The sequence below is a fragment of the Pseudoalteromonas sp. US3C1013 genome (genome assembly GCF_048401115.1).
GTDB lineage: Bacteria > Pseudomonadota > Gammaproteobacteria > Enterobacterales > Alteromonadaceae > Pseudoalteromonas > Pseudoalteromonas undina.
Genome location: NZ_CP183076.1, coordinates 143091 through 159934 on the forward strand (window position 1 = coordinate 143091; position 16844 = coordinate 159934).

At 39.4% G+C, this 16844-nt stretch carries 12 protein-coding genes; 6 read left to right on the forward strand and 6 right to left on the reverse strand.

The features are described 5' to 3' along the window. Window positions 1–125 precede the first annotated feature (125 nt). Window positions 126–1340 (forward strand): alkaline phosphatase family protein, encoded by a 1215-nt coding sequence (locus ACNSN2_RS16125; protein WP_418609821.1) that lies wholly within the window; start codon window positions 126–128, stop codon window positions 1338–1340. A gap of 93 nt (window positions 1341–1433) precedes the next feature. On the opposite strand, the gene ACNSN2_RS16130 is transcribed toward ACNSN2_RS16125, so the two are convergent. Together ACNSN2_RS16130 and ACNSN2_RS16135 are read right to left on the reverse strand one after the other, a co-directional pair. Beyond that, window positions 1434–2177, reverse strand: coding sequence for a M12 family metallo-peptidase (locus ACNSN2_RS16130; protein ID WP_010389522.1), 744 nt, complete (start codon window positions 2175–2177; stop codon window positions 1434–1436). 65 nt (window positions 2178–2242) lie between these two features. Then, window positions 2243–2956, reverse strand: coding sequence for a hypothetical protein (locus ACNSN2_RS16135; RefSeq protein WP_054201457.1), 714 nt, complete (start codon window positions 2954–2956; stop codon window positions 2243–2245). A gap of 368 nt (window positions 2957–3324) precedes the next feature. On the opposite strand from ACNSN2_RS16135, the gene ACNSN2_RS16140 reads away from it, so the two are divergent. Continuing rightward, the gene (locus ACNSN2_RS16140; RefSeq protein WP_418609819.1) at window positions 3325–4482 is read left to right on the forward strand and encodes a benzoate/H(+) symporter BenE family transporter; all 1158 of its coding nucleotides are present in this window, start codon (window positions 3325–3327) and stop codon (window positions 4480–4482) included. Window positions 4483–4626: 144 nt separating this feature from the next. Here ACNSN2_RS16140 and hemH read toward each other — a convergent pair whose 3' ends face one another. The 4 genes from hemH to ACNSN2_RS16160 all read right to left on the reverse strand — a co-directional run bounded on the left by hemH (window position 4627) and on the right by ACNSN2_RS16160 (window position 9892). Next, window positions 4627–5646, reverse strand: a complete 1020-nt coding sequence (gene hemH / locus ACNSN2_RS16145) for a ferrochelatase (protein WP_010389517.1) — start codon at window positions 5644–5646, stop codon at window positions 4627–4629. Window positions 5647–5724: 78 nt separating this feature from the next. Then, window positions 5725–7062 (reverse strand): HD domain-containing phosphohydrolase, encoded by a 1338-nt coding sequence (locus ACNSN2_RS16150; protein ID WP_418609817.1) that lies wholly within the window; start codon window positions 7060–7062, stop codon window positions 5725–5727. A gap of 239 nt (window positions 7063–7301) precedes the next feature. Then, window positions 7302–8711, reverse strand: coding sequence for a sensor histidine kinase (locus ACNSN2_RS16155; protein ID WP_055011573.1), 1410 nt, complete (start codon window positions 8709–8711; stop codon window positions 7302–7304). Further along, window positions 8708–9892 carry an FIST signal transduction protein gene (locus tag ACNSN2_RS16160; protein WP_418609815.1) on the reverse strand — a complete coding sequence of 395 codons (1185 nt, stop codon included), beginning with the start codon at window positions 9890–9892 and terminating at the stop codon, window positions 8708–8710. Before ACNSN2_RS16160 ends, ACNSN2_RS16155 begins: the two co-directional genes overlap by 4 nt. Before the next feature lie 209 nt (window positions 9893–10101). On the opposite strand from ACNSN2_RS16160, the gene ACNSN2_RS16165 reads away from it, so the two are divergent. From ACNSN2_RS16165 to ACNSN2_RS16180, 4 genes are all read left to right on the forward strand, one after another. Further along, a complete protein-coding gene (locus tag ACNSN2_RS16165; RefSeq protein ID WP_109875066.1) occupies window positions 10102–10680 on the forward strand; it encodes a response regulator in 579 nt (192 codons plus the stop codon). A 3-nt stretch (window positions 10681–10683) separates the two neighbouring features. Then, window positions 10684–12693, forward strand: a complete 2010-nt coding sequence (locus tag ACNSN2_RS16170; protein WP_418609813.1) for an EAL domain-containing protein — start codon at window positions 10684–10686, stop codon at window positions 12691–12693. Beyond that, window positions 12690–13847, forward strand: a complete 1158-nt coding sequence (locus tag ACNSN2_RS16175) for an HDOD domain-containing protein (protein ID WP_055011569.1) — start codon at window positions 12690–12692, stop codon at window positions 13845–13847. The genes ACNSN2_RS16170 and ACNSN2_RS16175 overlap by 4 nt, the downstream gene beginning before the upstream one ends. Before the next feature lie 438 nt (window positions 13848–14285). After that, window positions 14286–16814, forward strand: coding sequence for a TonB-dependent receptor plug domain-containing protein (locus ACNSN2_RS16180; protein ID WP_418609811.1), 2529 nt, complete (start codon window positions 14286–14288; stop codon window positions 16812–16814). Window positions 16815–16844: the final 30 nt, after the last annotated feature.

Genomic DNA, 16844 nt, shown 5'->3' on the forward strand with positions numbered 1-16844 from the left:
TCTTATTAAGTGCACAGTTATATTTTTTAGTGAGCCATCTTTAATCTATCAGCATGTATCATAAAGTAACAACTTGCTTTAGTATTATTTTTTATAAAATTAACATACATCTATAGGTGTTTAAAATGAAGTTGTGGATCACAAAGGCAGTCTGTTTTTGCCTTTTATTAGGGATGAGTAATGCGTTTGCAGCCAAAGAGCAAACCGTAGTGATGATTTCAATTGATGGCTTGCGTTGGGATTATATTGAAAAGCACGGTGCACCCAATTTAAAAGCAATGGCTGAGCAAGGGGTTAGAGCACAAAAAATGCAGCCAGTTTACCCTACTAAAACGTTTCCAAATCATATTTCGGTGATTACTGGTTTACTACCCGTGAACCACGGTATTGTTGACAATAAATTTTGTGACAAAGCGCGCAACAATCAATGCTACAGCATGGGTAAAGGCCAAAAAGACAGTACCTGGGTACGTGGTACTCCATTATGGAATTTAGTAAAAATGCATGGGCTTAAATCGGCGGTGTATTTTTGGCCTGAGTCGGATGCGCGCTTTAATGGTATGACGCCAGACTACTATTTTCATTATTCTAAACAAGGTGACTACCAAGACAGAATTGACCAAATTGTACAATGGTTAAGTTTGCCTCAAGCGCAGCGCCCACGTTTTGTAGCCAGTTATTTTTCGCTGGTTGATAGTATGGGGCATGAGTTTGGCCCAGATGCAGCACAAACACGTGACGCTGTTCATAAGTTAGATGCTTTAGTGGGGCAATTACGCACTCGCTTGAGCAAATTATCTCAGGATATTAATTTAGTAATTGTTTCTGATCATGGCATGGCACAGGTTGATCCTGAGCAAAGCATTATTGTTAGCAGTTTACCTAAAGATGATAATTTTATTATTGTGAATACCGGTCCTCGTTTACTTATTTATACTAAAAGCGATGCTAAAAATGCGGATATTGACGCGTATAAAGCACGTTTACAAAAAGCGGCTAAGGGGCGCTATAGTGTTTTAAGTAGCGAACAGCTTGAAGGCTACCATTATAATAGCGGGAGTAGAGTGGGCGATATTGTAGTGCAGACCAATGCGCCTGCGGTATTTAGTAACGGTACTAAAGCGCCTTATTTAGGTACACATGGCTATGCTTATAGTGATGATATGGCAGCCACCTTTGTAGCAGCAGGTCCTGCGTTTAAAAAAGGGGTAAGTATTGAGCTGGTGAATAATTTAGATATTTACCCTGTACTTGCTAAGGTAATGGGGTTAACGCTAATGAGTAAAGTGGATAGCGATGGCAAAACGTTAATGCCTGCAATAAAAGCAGTTAATCATTAAAAAGAGCGCCGAGGCGCTCCGCAAGGGAAACTTAATTGGTGTAAATGGGTAATACTTTACCCATTTATTTAATGCTAATTCTTAGAATTGGGTTTATTTAAAGTTAGCAATACTGGTTTTTGTGTCGGTTACAGTACGAATAGCATATGCTTGGTTGGTTACACCAAATGAAATGCCGTTTACGCTCCAATTTGGGTTAGAGAAATAATCGTACTGAGTTGCACTACCAAACACATGCGGGTAAGCCATAATACTGGCAAATTCATTTTGTACACCGTGGCCCATACCATCAACATATACGCCACCGGCCGTATCGCCTTGCTTACGAGAATGCGCCAAACCTTGGTTATGACCTAGTTCGTGTACGAACGTTGTAGCTCCACAATCAACGGCTGTTATTGAATACATACGGTTACTCATTGAGCTGTATAAATTGCCATTCGTACCTTGACCAACCCATGCTAGTCCACAAGAGATTAAACCGCTGCCTGCACTTTGGCCTGTGCCTAATACGGCTACCATGTCGGCTTTCCAATCATTACGTAAACCATCTACGTAGCTGCTATTTGTCACAGCGTTAAGCCAATCTTCTGAAGGGGTTATTGCATGGTTGCCTAAGTTTTGAGAACCGACTAAACGCAGTGTTATATCAACGCCATTTTGACTATATACTTGATTACTAAAAGCAATAAGCTGATTAATTTTAGTATTAATATTGCTGGTAGCGGCAGCTGATTGGTCGGTATATAAAATACCAATATCAATTGTTTCTGCTGACACGGTGCTAGCGGCACATAATGCCGTTGCAATAGCGGCTGTTGATATTATTTTTTTCATAGTCGTATTTCCTTTCTTTTGTAATTGCAGTTTTACTGCTGAGTCATCTTGGTTGAGGTTAAAAATTAAATTGAGGGTGATTCTTCATCACTGGGCGCAAACGGATCTCCACCGTCAGTATTTTTTGGTGCGGGTTCACCTACTTGGTGTTCTATATGGTTTTTATATAAATCGCGTTTTGCTGCAATCCAGCCGTATTGGCCTTTGCTTTCAAAAACATAATTGCCACTTGGGGCAGTAAATTGACCATAAACCGCGTCATTACCAACGGTTAATATAGTGGTATGCAACGCTCCATTAGCACCAATCACTTGGCCAACAATGCTTTTATCACCGTTACTGGCATTGGTAACATTCGTTATTTCAGCGCTGTAGGTTTCTGCGGTTTGCGGTATAGCTAGGTCAAAATTATCCCCTGCTTCAAGGGTTTTAAGCGCTGCTAGATCAAATTCTATATAGGCTTCATTTTGTAAATCGGTAGGCAGTACTTTTGCCGCTTTAAGTATTTCTTTTGCCTTGGTTGAAGGTTTATTGATTGCGTCAAATGAGTTTTCAATAACGGCTAACTTTGCTTTTGAAGGGGCGCCTTTTATAGGATCTTTACTCATATCGATTGGTAATGGCTTACGTGTTTGTTTTGCAAATTCAGAATCAACAGGAACGATATCAATAGCTATGGGGGCTTCTACCTCATCGGTTTTATTCTGATTATTAAGCAGCGTATATATGGCAAATACAGACAAAGGAATAGCGATAATTAAAACAATGTAACGTTTCATCTGTTTCTCTTTTAGGGTTATTGGTGAACTAATTGTTAAGTTTTATATTAAAAATAGGATGAGATCAAATTTAAATTGTAACCATAAAGTGTTAACGGGTGTTTTTGTAACTTATTGTAAGTATGTACTTTACCTTTTTTAGGTATTTATTTTTGATTTAATAAGTGTGGTTTTTTGTAGTAATGACGCACCCTGTGGCATGTTTTTAGGTACGTATGTGTTTTTTAAATTGCAATGATTTTGAAAGACAAAACTGACCAATAAAATTTTTTAGCAACGTGATCATTTTTCATTATTCATTATTCAAAATTGCAAAGTATAAATAGGCAAAGTATGTTGTAACATTAGGGTTTCTTAATGAGGGAATTATGGCAGGGACTGATCAGTTACTTAGTCGCACTATGGCGGGACTTGTTGCCGTTATTATTGGTTTTTCAAGTTCAATAGCATTGATTTACCAAGTGGTGATTACTTTAGGTGGCACACCTGAATTAGTGGCAAGCTGGATATTAATGCTGGGCTTGGTAATGGGCAGTACCTCTATTGTGTTGTCGTTTTATTATAAAGTGCCTATTTTAATTGCATGGTCTACCACTGGAGCTGCATTACTAATTTCAAGCGCGCAAGGCTATAGCTTACCTGAAGCGATAGGTGCATTTATGCTCTCAGCCTTATTGGTGCTGGTGTCGGGAATAACGGGGTGGTTTGAAAAAATCATGAACCGCATTCCCAGTGAACTGGCTTGTGCCATGTTAGCGGGGGTATTAGTCACATTTGGCATTGATGTGTTTAACTTTATGAACGATATGCCATTAGTTATTGGTTTAATGGTGGTGGTGTACTTTATTGGTAAGCGCTTTTTTGCCCGTTTTGCGATGCTAAGTGTGTTGCTAGCGGGTATATTTTTAGCGTGGTATATGGGCAATATCGATACCAGTACCGTGCATTGGCAAGCCAGTAGTTTTACTTATATTGCGCCAAGCTTTAGTTTGCAGGCATTTGTAAGTATAAGTATTCCTTTATATATAGTAACTATGACCTCACAAAACTTACCCGGTTTCGCTATTTTGAAAGCACATAATTATAAGGCGCCTATATCATCGTCATTAACTGTGACCGGGTTAATAAATTGTGTGACGGCTCCCTTTGGTACCTATTCTATTAATCTAGCAGCCATAACAGCGGCTATTTGTATGAGCGAAGAGGCCGATAAAGACCCTGATAAGCGTTATTGGGCAAGTATTGCTGGTGGCGTGTTTTATATAGTTATGGCGTTATGTGCGGCTATGTTAGTGGCAATTGTGGCAAGCCTGCCACAGGCCTTAGTATTGGCGCTGGCGGGTATTGCTTTGTTTGGCACTATTGCCAATAGTTTGCAGCAGTCTTTGCATAGTGCTGAATATACTGAAGCAGCCATTATTACTTTTTTAGTCACGGCCTCAGATTTAACTTTATGGTCGGTGGGCTCTGCTTGTTGGGGAATAATTGCCGGAGCAATCACATTAATAGTGACACGTAAGCGCTAAGCGAAGCTTTGAGTTATAAGTTGTCAGCTATCAGAAAGTGATACAAGAGAAAGCGCGAGATATACTCGCGCCTACAAGCTTTCACCGCACTTGGCTAATCTCCAGTTGAATGCTGAGAGCTAAAACCTAACCGCTGCTCTCTTTTTATAGCATTGGCTTTAACACATCAAACATAGCGTCGATGTGATCGTCACGATCATTTAGGGCTGCAATGTATCGGTATTTTTCGCCGCCAGCTTCTTCAAAAATTTCGCGGTTTTCACCTTCTAATTCTTCAAGTGTTTCAAGGCAGTCGGCGCTAAATGCAGGGCTGATAATTGCGATATCTTTAATTCCTTCGCTAGGTAAGCTCTCAAGAGTTGCATCTGTGTATGGTTTTAACCATTCAGCTTTACCAAAGCGACTTTGAAAAGTAGTGATCACTTTATCTTTGTCTAGCCCTAGTTTTTCAACCACTAAACGCGTGGTTTGTTGGCATAGGCAGTGATATGGGTCGCCATTATCTAAAAACTGTTTAGGCATACCGTGGTATGAAAACACCATTTTTTGTGGCATTCCGTGTTTTTCTAAATCTTCGCTAATGCTGTTAGCGAGTGATTCTAGGTAGGTTGGGTTTTTGTGATACCCATTTACAAAGTGCAGCTCTGGCACCCAGCGCCATTTTTTTAATACATTGGCAACCGCATCAAATGTGGAGCCTGTGGTTGGGCTTGAATACTGCGGGTAAAGCGGCAGCACAATAATACGGGTTAAACCTTTGTCTCTAAGCTCTTCAAGGCCCGCTTCGATTGATGGATTACCATAGCGCATCGCCATAACCACTTCGGTGTTGGTATAGCCATGGTGTTTTAATAAGGCATTTAATTTAAGGCTTTGCTGGCGTGTAATGTGAGTAAGCGGCGAGCCATTTTCGGTCCATATACTTTTATATAATTTAGCTGAGCGTTTTGGGCGAATACGCAAAATGATGCCGTGAAGAATGATCATCCACACTATACGTGGTATTTCTACAATACGCGGATCTGACAAAAACTCACGTAAGTAAACACGTAACGCGCTTGCTGTGGGGGCATCGGGGCTACCTAAGTTGGTTAATAAAATACCTGTTTTTTGGTTAAAACGCCCGTCGTGGGGATTATCGGTAACGGCAGAAAATCGCGACACTGTGTGCTCCTTCAAGCAATATATTTGAAAGTAACTATTATGGCTTAGTATAACGAATAAAAGAGCATTTTAGATCAATCATTTAGCCGTTTTAACCATAATTCTAAACGGAGTCGGCTTTTTGGCTTCGAGTTGCTGTAGTTTCACAATCGATTTTGAATTGAAAACGTGCCCTTTAGGTAAAAGCATAATACCTGTATGGCTGTGCAGTGAGTTTGCCAGTGTCATACTCTCTTCAAGTTCTTGAGCGCAAATTACTTTAATCGAGCCAATAGAAGTGTCTGAGGCCATAAGCTGTACATGACTTGCCTCAAGCGATTTTACTATTTTTGGATGATATAAGCTGCCACTACCAAGCTTAATATTATTAAGTGCCACCTCATGACGCATTTTTGTAGTTAATAATGGATCGCTTTGCTCATAATGCTCCCAGTAATCGCGAGCAACGCTGAGCACCATAGCCCCAATGGGAATATCGTTTTTAGCAAGCCCTTTGGGTATTCCTTGGCCGTTGTAGCGTTCGAATTGATGATAAATTGCATCAGAAACATCGCTTAAATGCGTTGCAGGCATGAGCATTAATTGTGAAATACTCGGGTGGGTGTAAAACGTTTTGCGCTGTACTTCATTGAGTTCGTTAATAGGTTTGTTGTAAAGCTCAGGGTCCATCGCAAGTAAACCAATTTGAGCTAAATACCCTGCAATAGGCGCAAGCGTGATACTTCTTTGCGATACATTAAGGTAACGCGCTATTTGCGTGCATGTGCCGGCAATGTTCTCGGCTCTTTTACCATCGAGATACGGATTTGCATTAATAAAATTATAAAGTAGTTCAACAGTAGATTGATGCTCTCGTTTTTCACTTTCATTAGCGACTTCAAGTTTTTTCAGCACGCTTCCAATTTGTTTTGTTCGCTTGTCGACGAGTTGTTCTAAATTAGTATTAAGTTCTTTTAGCTGTTGATTTTGTTGATTTACTTGAAGTTGTAAAATTTCATTTTGTTTTTTTAGTCTAAACTTTTCTACACCCGATTGGATAACGCTAATTAAGTGATCATTTTGCCAAGGTTTTTGCACATAGGCATGAATGCCTCCTTCGTTAACCGCACTTATTGTTGACTCTAGATCGGAAAAACCAGTTAATAAAATCCGCTGGCTATCGGGAGCGATTTTTCTCGCTTTAGCTAAAAACTCCGCCCCACTCATATGTGGCATACGCATATCACTAATAACGACGTCAAATTCCTTTGCATGCATTTTTTCAAGTGCATCTTGGCCACTGGTTGAAACACTCACATCAAATTTATATTGGCGTAATAAACGAACTAAAGATTTAAGCACATTGGCTTCATCATCTAAGCATAAAATACTCGGTGGTTGTTGATTTAATTGCTCTAATGGGTCAATGTCCGTCATTTTTTTACCAATAAGAAAGTGTATTAAATGGCTAAAGTTAGTCTAAGTTTTGCTTGTAAACAACTGATTTATTTAAGCCGTATCAAGATACTGTACTTTAGCAATACGTAAATCACAGCGGATAGGATTAAATACCATAGCGCAGTACCTTGGTTTGCAAATATTTTAACTATATTACCCTTAAAGTTAACGATGATTATTACAGCTTACTTACACAAAATCAGTGCTGTAAATAGAGCTTATTCAATCGGTTTGTTAGCATTTAAAATAGTGAGTACATCGTCAGTTAGTTTGGGTTTTTTAGGTAAGGTAATATAAAAAACAGTACCTTGGTTTAACTGGCTTTCAACTCGAATTTGACCACTATGCTGCTCTATAATTGCTTTGCTTATAGCCAGCCCTAACCCTGTGCCTTGGCCTATTGGTTTTGTAGTATAGAAAGGGTCAAAAATTTTATTTAATTTGTCCTCATCAATTCCACTGCCATTATCGGCAATAGTTATATAGGCATTTTTTTTATCGGCTTTAGTGGTGATACTGATGACACCGACCTTGTCGCAAATGGCTTGAGCGGCGTTAAAAAATAAATTTAAAAATACCTGAGAGAGCTGGGTTGAACGCCCTGTGATGATAACGGGTTCTGTGTTGTAGTTTTTTTCAACGTTGGCGTTATATTTAATTTCGTTCCAGGCAACACGTAATGTGTTATCAATGAGCTCGGTTATATCAATATCGCCAATTTGGGTTTGATCCGGATGAGCAAATTGCCTTAACCCTTGAACAATCTCTTTAACTCGATCAGCCCCTTCAGTCATTTCAGCAATGATATCGCTTGAGTCTGTTTGTAATTCATCAAATTGGTAATGCTGTAGCGTATCTACTAATGTTTGCTGCGTTATGGCTTTTTCTGCTTTGAGTGTGTTAATTAAATGACTAAATTGCTCAAGGTTGTAAGCCAAATTTTGGATATTACTGACAATGTAGCTTAAAGGGTTATTTATTTCGTGTGCAACGCCTGCCGCCATTTGCCCTAACGAAGCCATTTTTTCAGAGTTGATTAGCACTTGTTCAATGTTGCTTTGTTTTTCCTCCATTTCTTTTTGTTTCACAAGTAAGTTTCGTTTTTCAAATTGTGAAATCGTATTCCCTGCAAAACTGACAAAGCGTTGCATTAAAGTAATATCGTGCTGATTAAACGCGCCAATTGTTTCAGAAAAAATATAGAGCTGGTAGCTCTCTGTGCTGGTACTTACTGGAGTGGTGAGCATTGCATGCTGCGAATTCCAAAAAGGATCGGTTACTTGCCAATTAGGAAGTTGGTGTAAGTTAAATACATTTTTAATGTTTCTATTCGGTTTATCGAGAACTGTAAGCTGGGTAATTATTGCATCGCTATGAGGGTGCGATGCTGTAACTAATGTAGATAATTCATCACTGGGATTTATTTTAATTAAAATAGCCGCAGAAAAAGAGATCGCTTGTTGCAAAATATTAAAAAACTCAGTGAGTAAGGTTTCTGTGCTGTCGTTTTTTAAGATTGCATCTAGGCCGTCTAAAATCAGGCTGTTAAAGGCACGGTTTTCTTCAAGTGCTAAATTATGAACCTGTAATAAATGCAGTTTTTCTAATAGTATTTCGTTGGTAGTCATACAGAATCACCAAATATTTCGCATGAGATCATTAAGTTACCGTGCTTACTAGTTGAGTCGCTAAATGTGCCAAGTTCTCCAAAGGTAAAGCCCATAATAAACGGTGTGTTGGGTAATTGTGCTGCAATAGAGTGTTTTACTTCTTGCATTGTACTTTGAATAGATAACATGCAGCCGCCACAAAAAATAATAATAGCGCCCTTTATATTTTTTATTGCATGTAAGTCTGCCAGTTTGGTCAGTGAAGAAACGACCATATCGCCTCGTTTTATTAATTGTTCAGGGCTTCCCGAAGCAAGATAAACAGTATCGCCAACGCTTAAATTTGAAAATAATTCTAGCGTGCCATTTTCAGCTACCGCTGGGTGGCTTAGCAGCAGCCTAGGAATATCATCATCAGAGGAAAGGGCTCTTGCCAGTGGGGTCATTGTTGATTGGGCAAGTATATTTCCCGCTTTTAACTGTTCAAACCCTATGTTTTTTCGCCACAGATTATAAACATCAAAGGCGGGCTGGTTATTGATAGTATTTAATATGCGACCATCAACGTTTGTAACTGTACCCAGCTGGTCGGTTTTATCATAGCCTGAACTATAAAAGCCGAATGTTTCTACCGAGGGGTATAACACTGCAATAATAAAGCCTTGTTGGTATACATTTTTAGTATCGCTAAAGCACCACTTTGCTGAAATGTCGTTGTCGGCACAACTTCCTCCAAAAACAGGTATACGCTGCCCGATAGCATCTTGAATTCCTTGTAATACCAACTCCTCATTACCTGGAACTTGAAAACACCAGACCATTTTTGGGGCGAGTCCAGTTTGGCCTGCATTAGCAATGGCTTCGAGTACGGTTTGAGCAGCATTTTCTCTTAGATTATCGGTTGCATTACAACTTGCAACACCATAATGACCATTTGAGTCTTTAATCGAGAATAAACTAATGCTGTGCTCATTTAATGAGAGGGTTTGCTCGGTTGATGAACCAAGGCATGATGAGATAAATAAACCGTTTTGAGTGTTTTCTATCAAGCTTGGCTGGTTGTTGCAAAGGTGCTTAATGGTATCTGTTGTTGCAAACCCAAGCAGCAAATCAGGGCTGTTGTTCGTAAACTGATTTACAGGTTGGATAAATTGATCTATATCGCTGCCGTGAGTGTGAAAAGTATCAATGGCGAACATAGATGCCCCTTGGTGATAACGATAGCCACAATTGTGGGTGTTTTTAACTATTAATAATAGCTTAGGATTTATTCTAGACTATTCTTGAATAGGGTGTGTTATTGAATTAGCTGCTAATAAATGTCATCTATGTCTCAAGTGTCTCATTTGTCGCCTTGTTATTAAATTTATGTTAATGTAAATTTAAAATCAAGTTGAATTTTATTAGCATGCTAAAAACATTAAAGCCAAGTGAGATTGCTCGTTACTGCGATGTTCACCAACGAACGGTAAGCCGTTGGATTAACGCGGGAGATTTAAAAGGGCATAAGCTGACTGGTCGAGGCAATTATAGAGTGCAGGTAATTGACTTTATTGATTTTTTAGTCAGACATAAAATGCCAGTTCCACAAAGTTTGTCGCACAAGCCACAGGTCTTAATTATTGACGATGAGGCTAATGTTCGTTCTGCAATTAGGCGTGTTTTAAAACGAAGCGGTTTTGATGTAGTAGAAGCCGCAGGCGGGTTTGAGGCTGGTACGTTAATGCACCAGAGAAAACCAGAGCTGATAACTGTTGATTTATCTATGCCGGGACTAAGCGGCATTGAGGTCATTCGTTTTATCCGCTCTTGCGAAGAGTTTAAAGATATTAAGGTGTTAGTGATTTCAGGGATGCCTGAAACTCAACTAATCGATGCAGTTAATGCCGGTGCTGATGGGTATATTTGTAAGCCATTTAGTAACGATACATTGATAGACAGTGTAAATATTTTATTTGGTAAAAATAGAACTCTTCTTGGGGTGTAAATAGTGGCTTTGCGAATTTTATTAGTAGACGATGAACTCAATGTATTGAAGTCTTTAAAACGAGTACTTGTTCGTTCTGGTTATGATGTAATAACAGCATCCACTGGTTTTGAGGCGCTTGAAATATTAGCGGCTAATCAAGTTGAGATAATCATTACTGACTTTAGAATGCCAGAAATGAACGGTGCTGATTTATTGCGGCAGGTTAAAAGTCGCTGGCCCGATTGCGTAAACTTAGTGCTAAGTGGATATGCTGATTTTAAGTCTGTGGTTGAGTTATTGAATCAGGGATTGGTATTTCGTTTTTTAGAAAAACCATGGGTCGATAGTGAACTACTTGAAAACATTAGCGAGGCGCAAGTAAAATATGAACAGCGCCGAGCTAAAAGAGTAAGAGATCAGTTATTAATGGGCAGCATGTCTGGCCTAATAGAAATAGACAATAACGGCATTATTAATCGTTTTAACGCGCCTGCCGCTGAAATCATTCCTGATATTCATTTATACGAAAACAAACACCTCGCCCATTTAGATACAGCTCAAAATAAAGCGGTAAGCCAGTCTTTTATTGACAAGCAAAGCAGTACACTTTTTATTAACTATGCACGCGCCTCTGATCTAGCGAAAAGCGAAGAAATTATGATAGAGCGTTGTTTAAATGATGATTCTTTCCAACTTTTGAAGCTATCAATTAACTCAAACAGCTTGAGTAGTATTTTTCAACTTACCAGAACACAGTCGGTAGTAACCAATGAGTCTGACTTTTATCATCATTTAACGCTGTGTGAAGCGAACAAAGAATGTTATGCCTTGGTTTATATAGGTATCTCGCAGTTTCAATTAATTAATGATTTGCTAGGGGGCGAAGATGGCAGCCACCTTATAAAATTGGTTTTGGAGGTGCTAAAAGGCGTATCAGAAAAAGCGGTCAAAGTTCTTCATAAGAGCGCCGATAGGTTTGTATTATTTGTTCCTGAAATTAAATCTGATAGTGAAATTTTAACCGTTTTAAATAAGGCGATGAATGATCTGAAAAAAGCACTTCCTAGTAAATATATCGATGCCCATGTGCAGCTTTATGGTGTGTATGGTTTGTTTCCTGAGGATAGTTTAGAGGGAAAAGAGCTCGTTAATCAAATGCAGTTGACGATGAATTACCAAGTAGGTGAGCAGCAGCGTATTTGTTCTCGCTTTGACCCTCAGCTGGTCGCAGATTATAAAAAGAACTTTGATTTAAGCCGTTTATTATTAACAGCGGTAAATAAAGATGAGCTTTCATTACGCTTTCAACCAAAGGTTGATACTAAAACAGGCCAAATATATATTGCTGAGGTGTTAATTCGCTGGTATGAGCCGAGTAAACATGGCTGGGTAGCGCCAGCTCATTTTATCCCGATTGCTGAATGCGATGGTCAAATTATCTCAATAGGGCGCTGGGTTATTTCTCAAAGCTGTAAAACACTAAAATACTGGGCAGACAACAAAACAGGGGTGGGTGTATTAGCAATTAACTTGTCTGCTAGGCAATTAAAAGATGATCCGGATTGGATTGACTACATGCTCGAGTGTTTAAGCAGCAATAGTTTAGAGCCGTCACAGTTAGTTTTTGAGTTAACAGAAACTTATCTAATCGAAGATTTTACTACCTGCGAACAGCAATTAATAAGGCTAAGATCGTTGGGGTTTAAGCTATTAATTGATGACTTTGGTGTAGGTTACTCATCACTTGGCTATCTTTCTAAGCTCCCTGTAGATGGCGTTAAACTAGATAGAACCCTTATTACTGATATTGAATCGTCTTTAGCGATGCAAAGTATGATTCGTAATATTACGCGTATGTCGCATGATCTAAATTTAAAAGTTGTTGCTGAGGGGGTAGAAACAGCCTATCAATGTGAATTAATTAAAAAGTTAGGGTGTGACTACATACAAGGCTATTACTACAGTGAGCCTTTAGAGCAGGATGATTTTTGTAATTATTTAAACCATTTTAATTCTCAAGGTGCGCAATGAGTTCGATTACGGTCGTCATACTAGACGATGATGCTTTTTTATTAAAAGTATTACAAAGGACTATTCATCGAGCCTATCCAGAGGTTGATATAATGACAACCTCTGATATTGATGAATTTTGGCAGCTGCTAAACACTAAGCAAGACTTAGATTTAGTATTAAGTGATTATTTAATGCCGCAAATGAATGGATTGGATGTTTTAGAGCAATGCTCTTCACAAAACCCCTACCCAGTCAGAGCATTACTTACTGGTGATATGACATTGAGCACCATGATGCGACAACCTAATGTTGTGCATGCTTACCTTGCTAAGCCGTTTAATGAAGCAGATATAACCGCGCTTTTTGACAATGTAGCAGCGTTAAAGTCGTTACCTTTTGCTTTTAATGTGCGCAGGCAGTTAGGGGCAATGATCAGCTTCCCTGTTTACCCTCTTATTTTAAAAGAACTCAGAGACTTAGTACAAAGCGATGAATTTGATTTACATGATATTAGCCATGTTGTCTCTCAAGAGCCAATAATAACCGCTAAATTGTTGCAACTTGCAAACTCTGCTTATCTTGGCTTTATAAGGCCAACATCGTCAATAGATGAGGCTGTGTCGAGGCTCGGAACCACTATATTAATGGCTATCACCACTTCTTTATTGGTTGCCAAAAATTTTGAATCGTCTATTCCTGTTGATGTGCATGAAAAGCAATTAAATATAGCGGCGAATTACGCTAGTTGTGTTAAGCGTTTTGCAAAGCAAGCAGGTTTTAACTTACATGATCAAGAACTATTATTTTCAGTGGCGTTATTGAGTTTTGTTGGCAAAATTATTTTACTGTCTCAAGGCGAAAGTGAACCGCCAGATGAACATGCGCAAACCATCAACAATGGATACGTGAGTGCCAATTTTATTTCGGCCTACGTTTTAAAGTTATGGGGATACGACACGAAAATATGTAACTTACTGATGAGTTGCCATGATTTAGCTGGTACTGATGATAATGAGTTAACTCTGTTTAATCATATGTTGTATATTGTTTGGCAAATTATTTTTGATGAACAAACTCCCATGCAATTACGTGCATACTGTGACTCAAAAGGCGTAGACCCATTACTTTGCCATGTTATTAGTGAATTTGATTGGCAGAGTTATACCTCTTAAATAGACTCTGTATAAAATAACATTTAAAAACGGGCAGTATTACAAAACCACCTATTTATAATTTCCTCTGAGTTCCTCTTCTTCTCTTTATTATCTACTTTAGTCTAATAAAAACCGCATAAAAGATCATTATAAGTACGTTTTATCACCAGCTTGGTTTAAAAAACGTACAACCACGTTGTTTTTAGTTCTTATAAATATAACTTTATATTTAACATTGTATTAACCTTCGGTGGTATGATATTAAATTGCTGCTTTGATTGTATTTTGAGCTCTTAAAGGTGTTATTTTCCTGTTTTTAAAGTTATTTGCATTTTTATGCTAATTTTATCAAGTTTTTGTTTCTTTTTGTTTATGTATGTTGCTAGGATGTTGGCAAGGGGATACATGAATATACCCCACACACATTATAAGAATACACAAAACAGGGTCATCATTATGTCAACATATCGTTTAAACACCTTGGCTGTAGCGGTTGCTTTTGCCTTCAGTGCGCCAAGTATGGTTAATGCACAAGAAGCGTCAGCTAAAGCTGAAAAAAATATCGAACAAATATCTGTTTTAGGATCGCGAGTTTCAAACCGAACTGCCACTGAGTCGTCATCACCTATTGATTTAATTGACGCAGATGATTTAAACAAAGGCGGCTTTACCGAGCTTGGGCAGAGCTTACAGGCAACGGCGCCGTCATTTAACTTCTCACGAACACAGGTTTCTGATGGTTCTGATTTATTTCGCCCTGCTACATTACGCGGCTTACAACCAGACCAAACGCTGGTTTTAGTCAACGGTAAACGCCGTCATAATCAATCTATTTTTGGTTTAACAAGTACTGTGGGCGGCGGCTCTGCGGGTACTGACATGAATGCGATCCCGCTTATTGCTTTAAAAGGGGTTGAGGTGTTGCGTGATGGTGCGGCGGCGCAGTATGGCTCAGATGCAATTGCAGGGGTTATCAACTTATCACTTAATAACTCAACAGATTTAACCACCGGGTACGTACAATATGGCGAAACGGCAGAAGGAGATGGAGAAACAATTTCAGCCGGTTTAAACCGTGGCTTTGAATTAGGTAATGAAGGCGGTTTTATAAATTTATCGCTTGAGTATCGAGATGCAGATAAAACTAACCGCGCAGAGCGAGATACGGGTGGGTCACTTAATGTTGCACCAGGTACTTTATCTGACGAAGTTCGTTGGGGACAAGGTAATGCAGAGAGTGAATTTACTTCGGTATTTTACAATATGGCGTTGCCAATGGGTGAGGGGGAGCTTTACTCATTTGGTGGTTACTCTGAGCGCACGGCACTAGGCAACGGCTTTTACCGTAATTTTAATGAAGCGTCTAAAAACGTAACGCAAGTATACAGCGACGGCTTTTTACCGCAAATCGACAATGAAGCACAAGATATTTCGGTAGCTGTTGGTTTTAAAGGTGAAATTAACCCTGATTGGACCTACGATGTTTCTGCTGTTTACGGTGAAAACCAATACGATTTTACCTCACGAAATACTTTAAATGCGTCATACGCGGCGGAGTATTTATTTAATAATCCGGGTGCAAGCGATGCCGATATAGCCGCGAATGCTGGCCCAACAGAGGGTTATTCGGGTGGATTTAGATTTGATCAAACAACGTTTAATGCAGATATAAACGGAATTATTGATATTGGTCGCAGTGAGCCTGTTTATGTTTCAATTGGCGCTGAATACCGTAAAGAAAACTATGAAATTGTACCAGGTGAGGTGGCATCATACGCATGTGGAGCAGCCAACACGGATACCTCATATCCATCGGTGAACGATCCGAGTCAATTTGCACAATGTGGCTTTCAAGCTTATAACGGCCTTCGTCCTGAAGCTTCAAACAAAAGCGATCGTGATAGTTACGCAGTATATGTAGATGCAGAAACCATGTTAAGCGATGCATGGAATGTGAGCGGTGCCCTTCGCTATGAAGATTTTTCGAATGCGGGTGACGACATCATAGGTAAAGTAGCAACACGTTATGAATTTAATGATGACTTTGCAGTACGTGGTGCCTTATCAACGGGCTTTAGAGCGCCATCATTACAGCAAAGTGGTTACACTGCGTTTACCACTAACTTAGGGTCTGACGGCACGTTAAGTCAGTCGTTTACTGCGACAACGGGCTCTGCATTTCCTGCTGCTTTAGGCGTTGATACATTAAAGCTTGAAACATCAACTAACTACAGTGCCGGTTTTGTTTACGATGTGACCAGTGATTTATCGTTAACGGTGGATTTTTACCGTGTAGAAATTGAAGACCGTATTACATTAGGCAGCTTGTTATCGGCTGATGATGTGGCGTTTAGTCCTGAGGCGGTTGCTGCTCTGCAAGCAACGGGTGCAGAGCAAGCGAATTACTTTTCAAACTCAGTGAATTCAACCACTCAAGGTGTGGACATTATTGCGTCATACCGCACTGATTTATATGACGGTAATTTTTCTGCTACGTTTGCGGGTAACTTAAACGAAACTAAAATTGATAGTGTGAATGCAGCACCTGGTATTCCAAAAAGTGTAGCACTTGATGACATTCAAAGTAGCTTTTTAACCGACGGACAACCGGGTGAACGTGCAACGCTTACCTTTGATTATGAGCGTGATGCCTACAGCGCAATGATCCGCTTTAATTACTTTGGCGAAACTGATGTGAAGTACTTTGGTAATGACCATATTGAGCTTGCAACAGATGGTTCGTTTAAAGCGACGAGTACCGTAGAGACTGCAGTACTCGTAGATTTAAACGTAAGCTATGAAATTAATGAGATGTTTTCGTTATCGGTTGGAGCAGACAACGTATTTGATGAAACACCGGATGAGCTAGGTGATGATGAAGTACTAAATGCTATCTCAAATGGGGCATTTAAATACCCGTTACGTGCAGTACCATACGGTTTTGATGGCCGTAGTTACTATGCAAAACTAAGCTTTAGTTTTTAATTTTAAACTAGGGTCTGTTGGCCTTTGCGG

Coding starts and splice junctions, on each gene's coding strand:
- ACNSN2_RS16175 (WP_055011569.1), top strand. CDS start 12,690: ATGAGTTCGATTACGGTCGTCATACTAGACGATGATGCTTTTTTATTA.
- ACNSN2_RS16160 (WP_418609815.1), bottom strand. CDS start 9,892: ATGTTCGCCATTGATACTTTTCACACTCACGGCAGCGATATAGATCAA.
- ACNSN2_RS16165 (WP_109875066.1), top strand. CDS start 10,102: ATGCTAAAAACATTAAAGCCAAGTGAGATTGCTCGTTACTGCGATGTT.
- ACNSN2_RS16180 (WP_418609811.1), top strand. CDS start 14,286: ATGTCAACATATCGTTTAAACACCTTGGCTGTAGCGGTTGCTTTTGCC.
- ACNSN2_RS16135 (WP_054201457.1), bottom strand. CDS start 2,956: ATGAAACGTTACATTGTTTTAATTATCGCTATTCCTTTGTCTGTATTT.
- ACNSN2_RS16140 (WP_418609819.1), top strand. CDS start 3,325: ATGGCAGGGACTGATCAGTTACTTAGTCGCACTATGGCGGGACTTGTT.
- ACNSN2_RS16125 (WP_418609821.1), top strand. CDS start 126: ATGAAGTTGTGGATCACAAAGGCAGTCTGTTTTTGCCTTTTATTAGGG.
- ACNSN2_RS16130 (WP_010389522.1), bottom strand. CDS start 2,177: ATGAAAAAAATAATATCAACAGCCGCTATTGCAACGGCATTATGTGCC.
- ACNSN2_RS16150 (WP_418609817.1), bottom strand. CDS start 7,062: ATGACGGACATTGACCCATTAGAGCAATTAAATCAACAACCACCGAGT.
- ACNSN2_RS16155 (WP_055011573.1), bottom strand. CDS start 8,711: ATGACTACCAACGAAATACTATTAGAAAAACTGCATTTATTACAGGTT.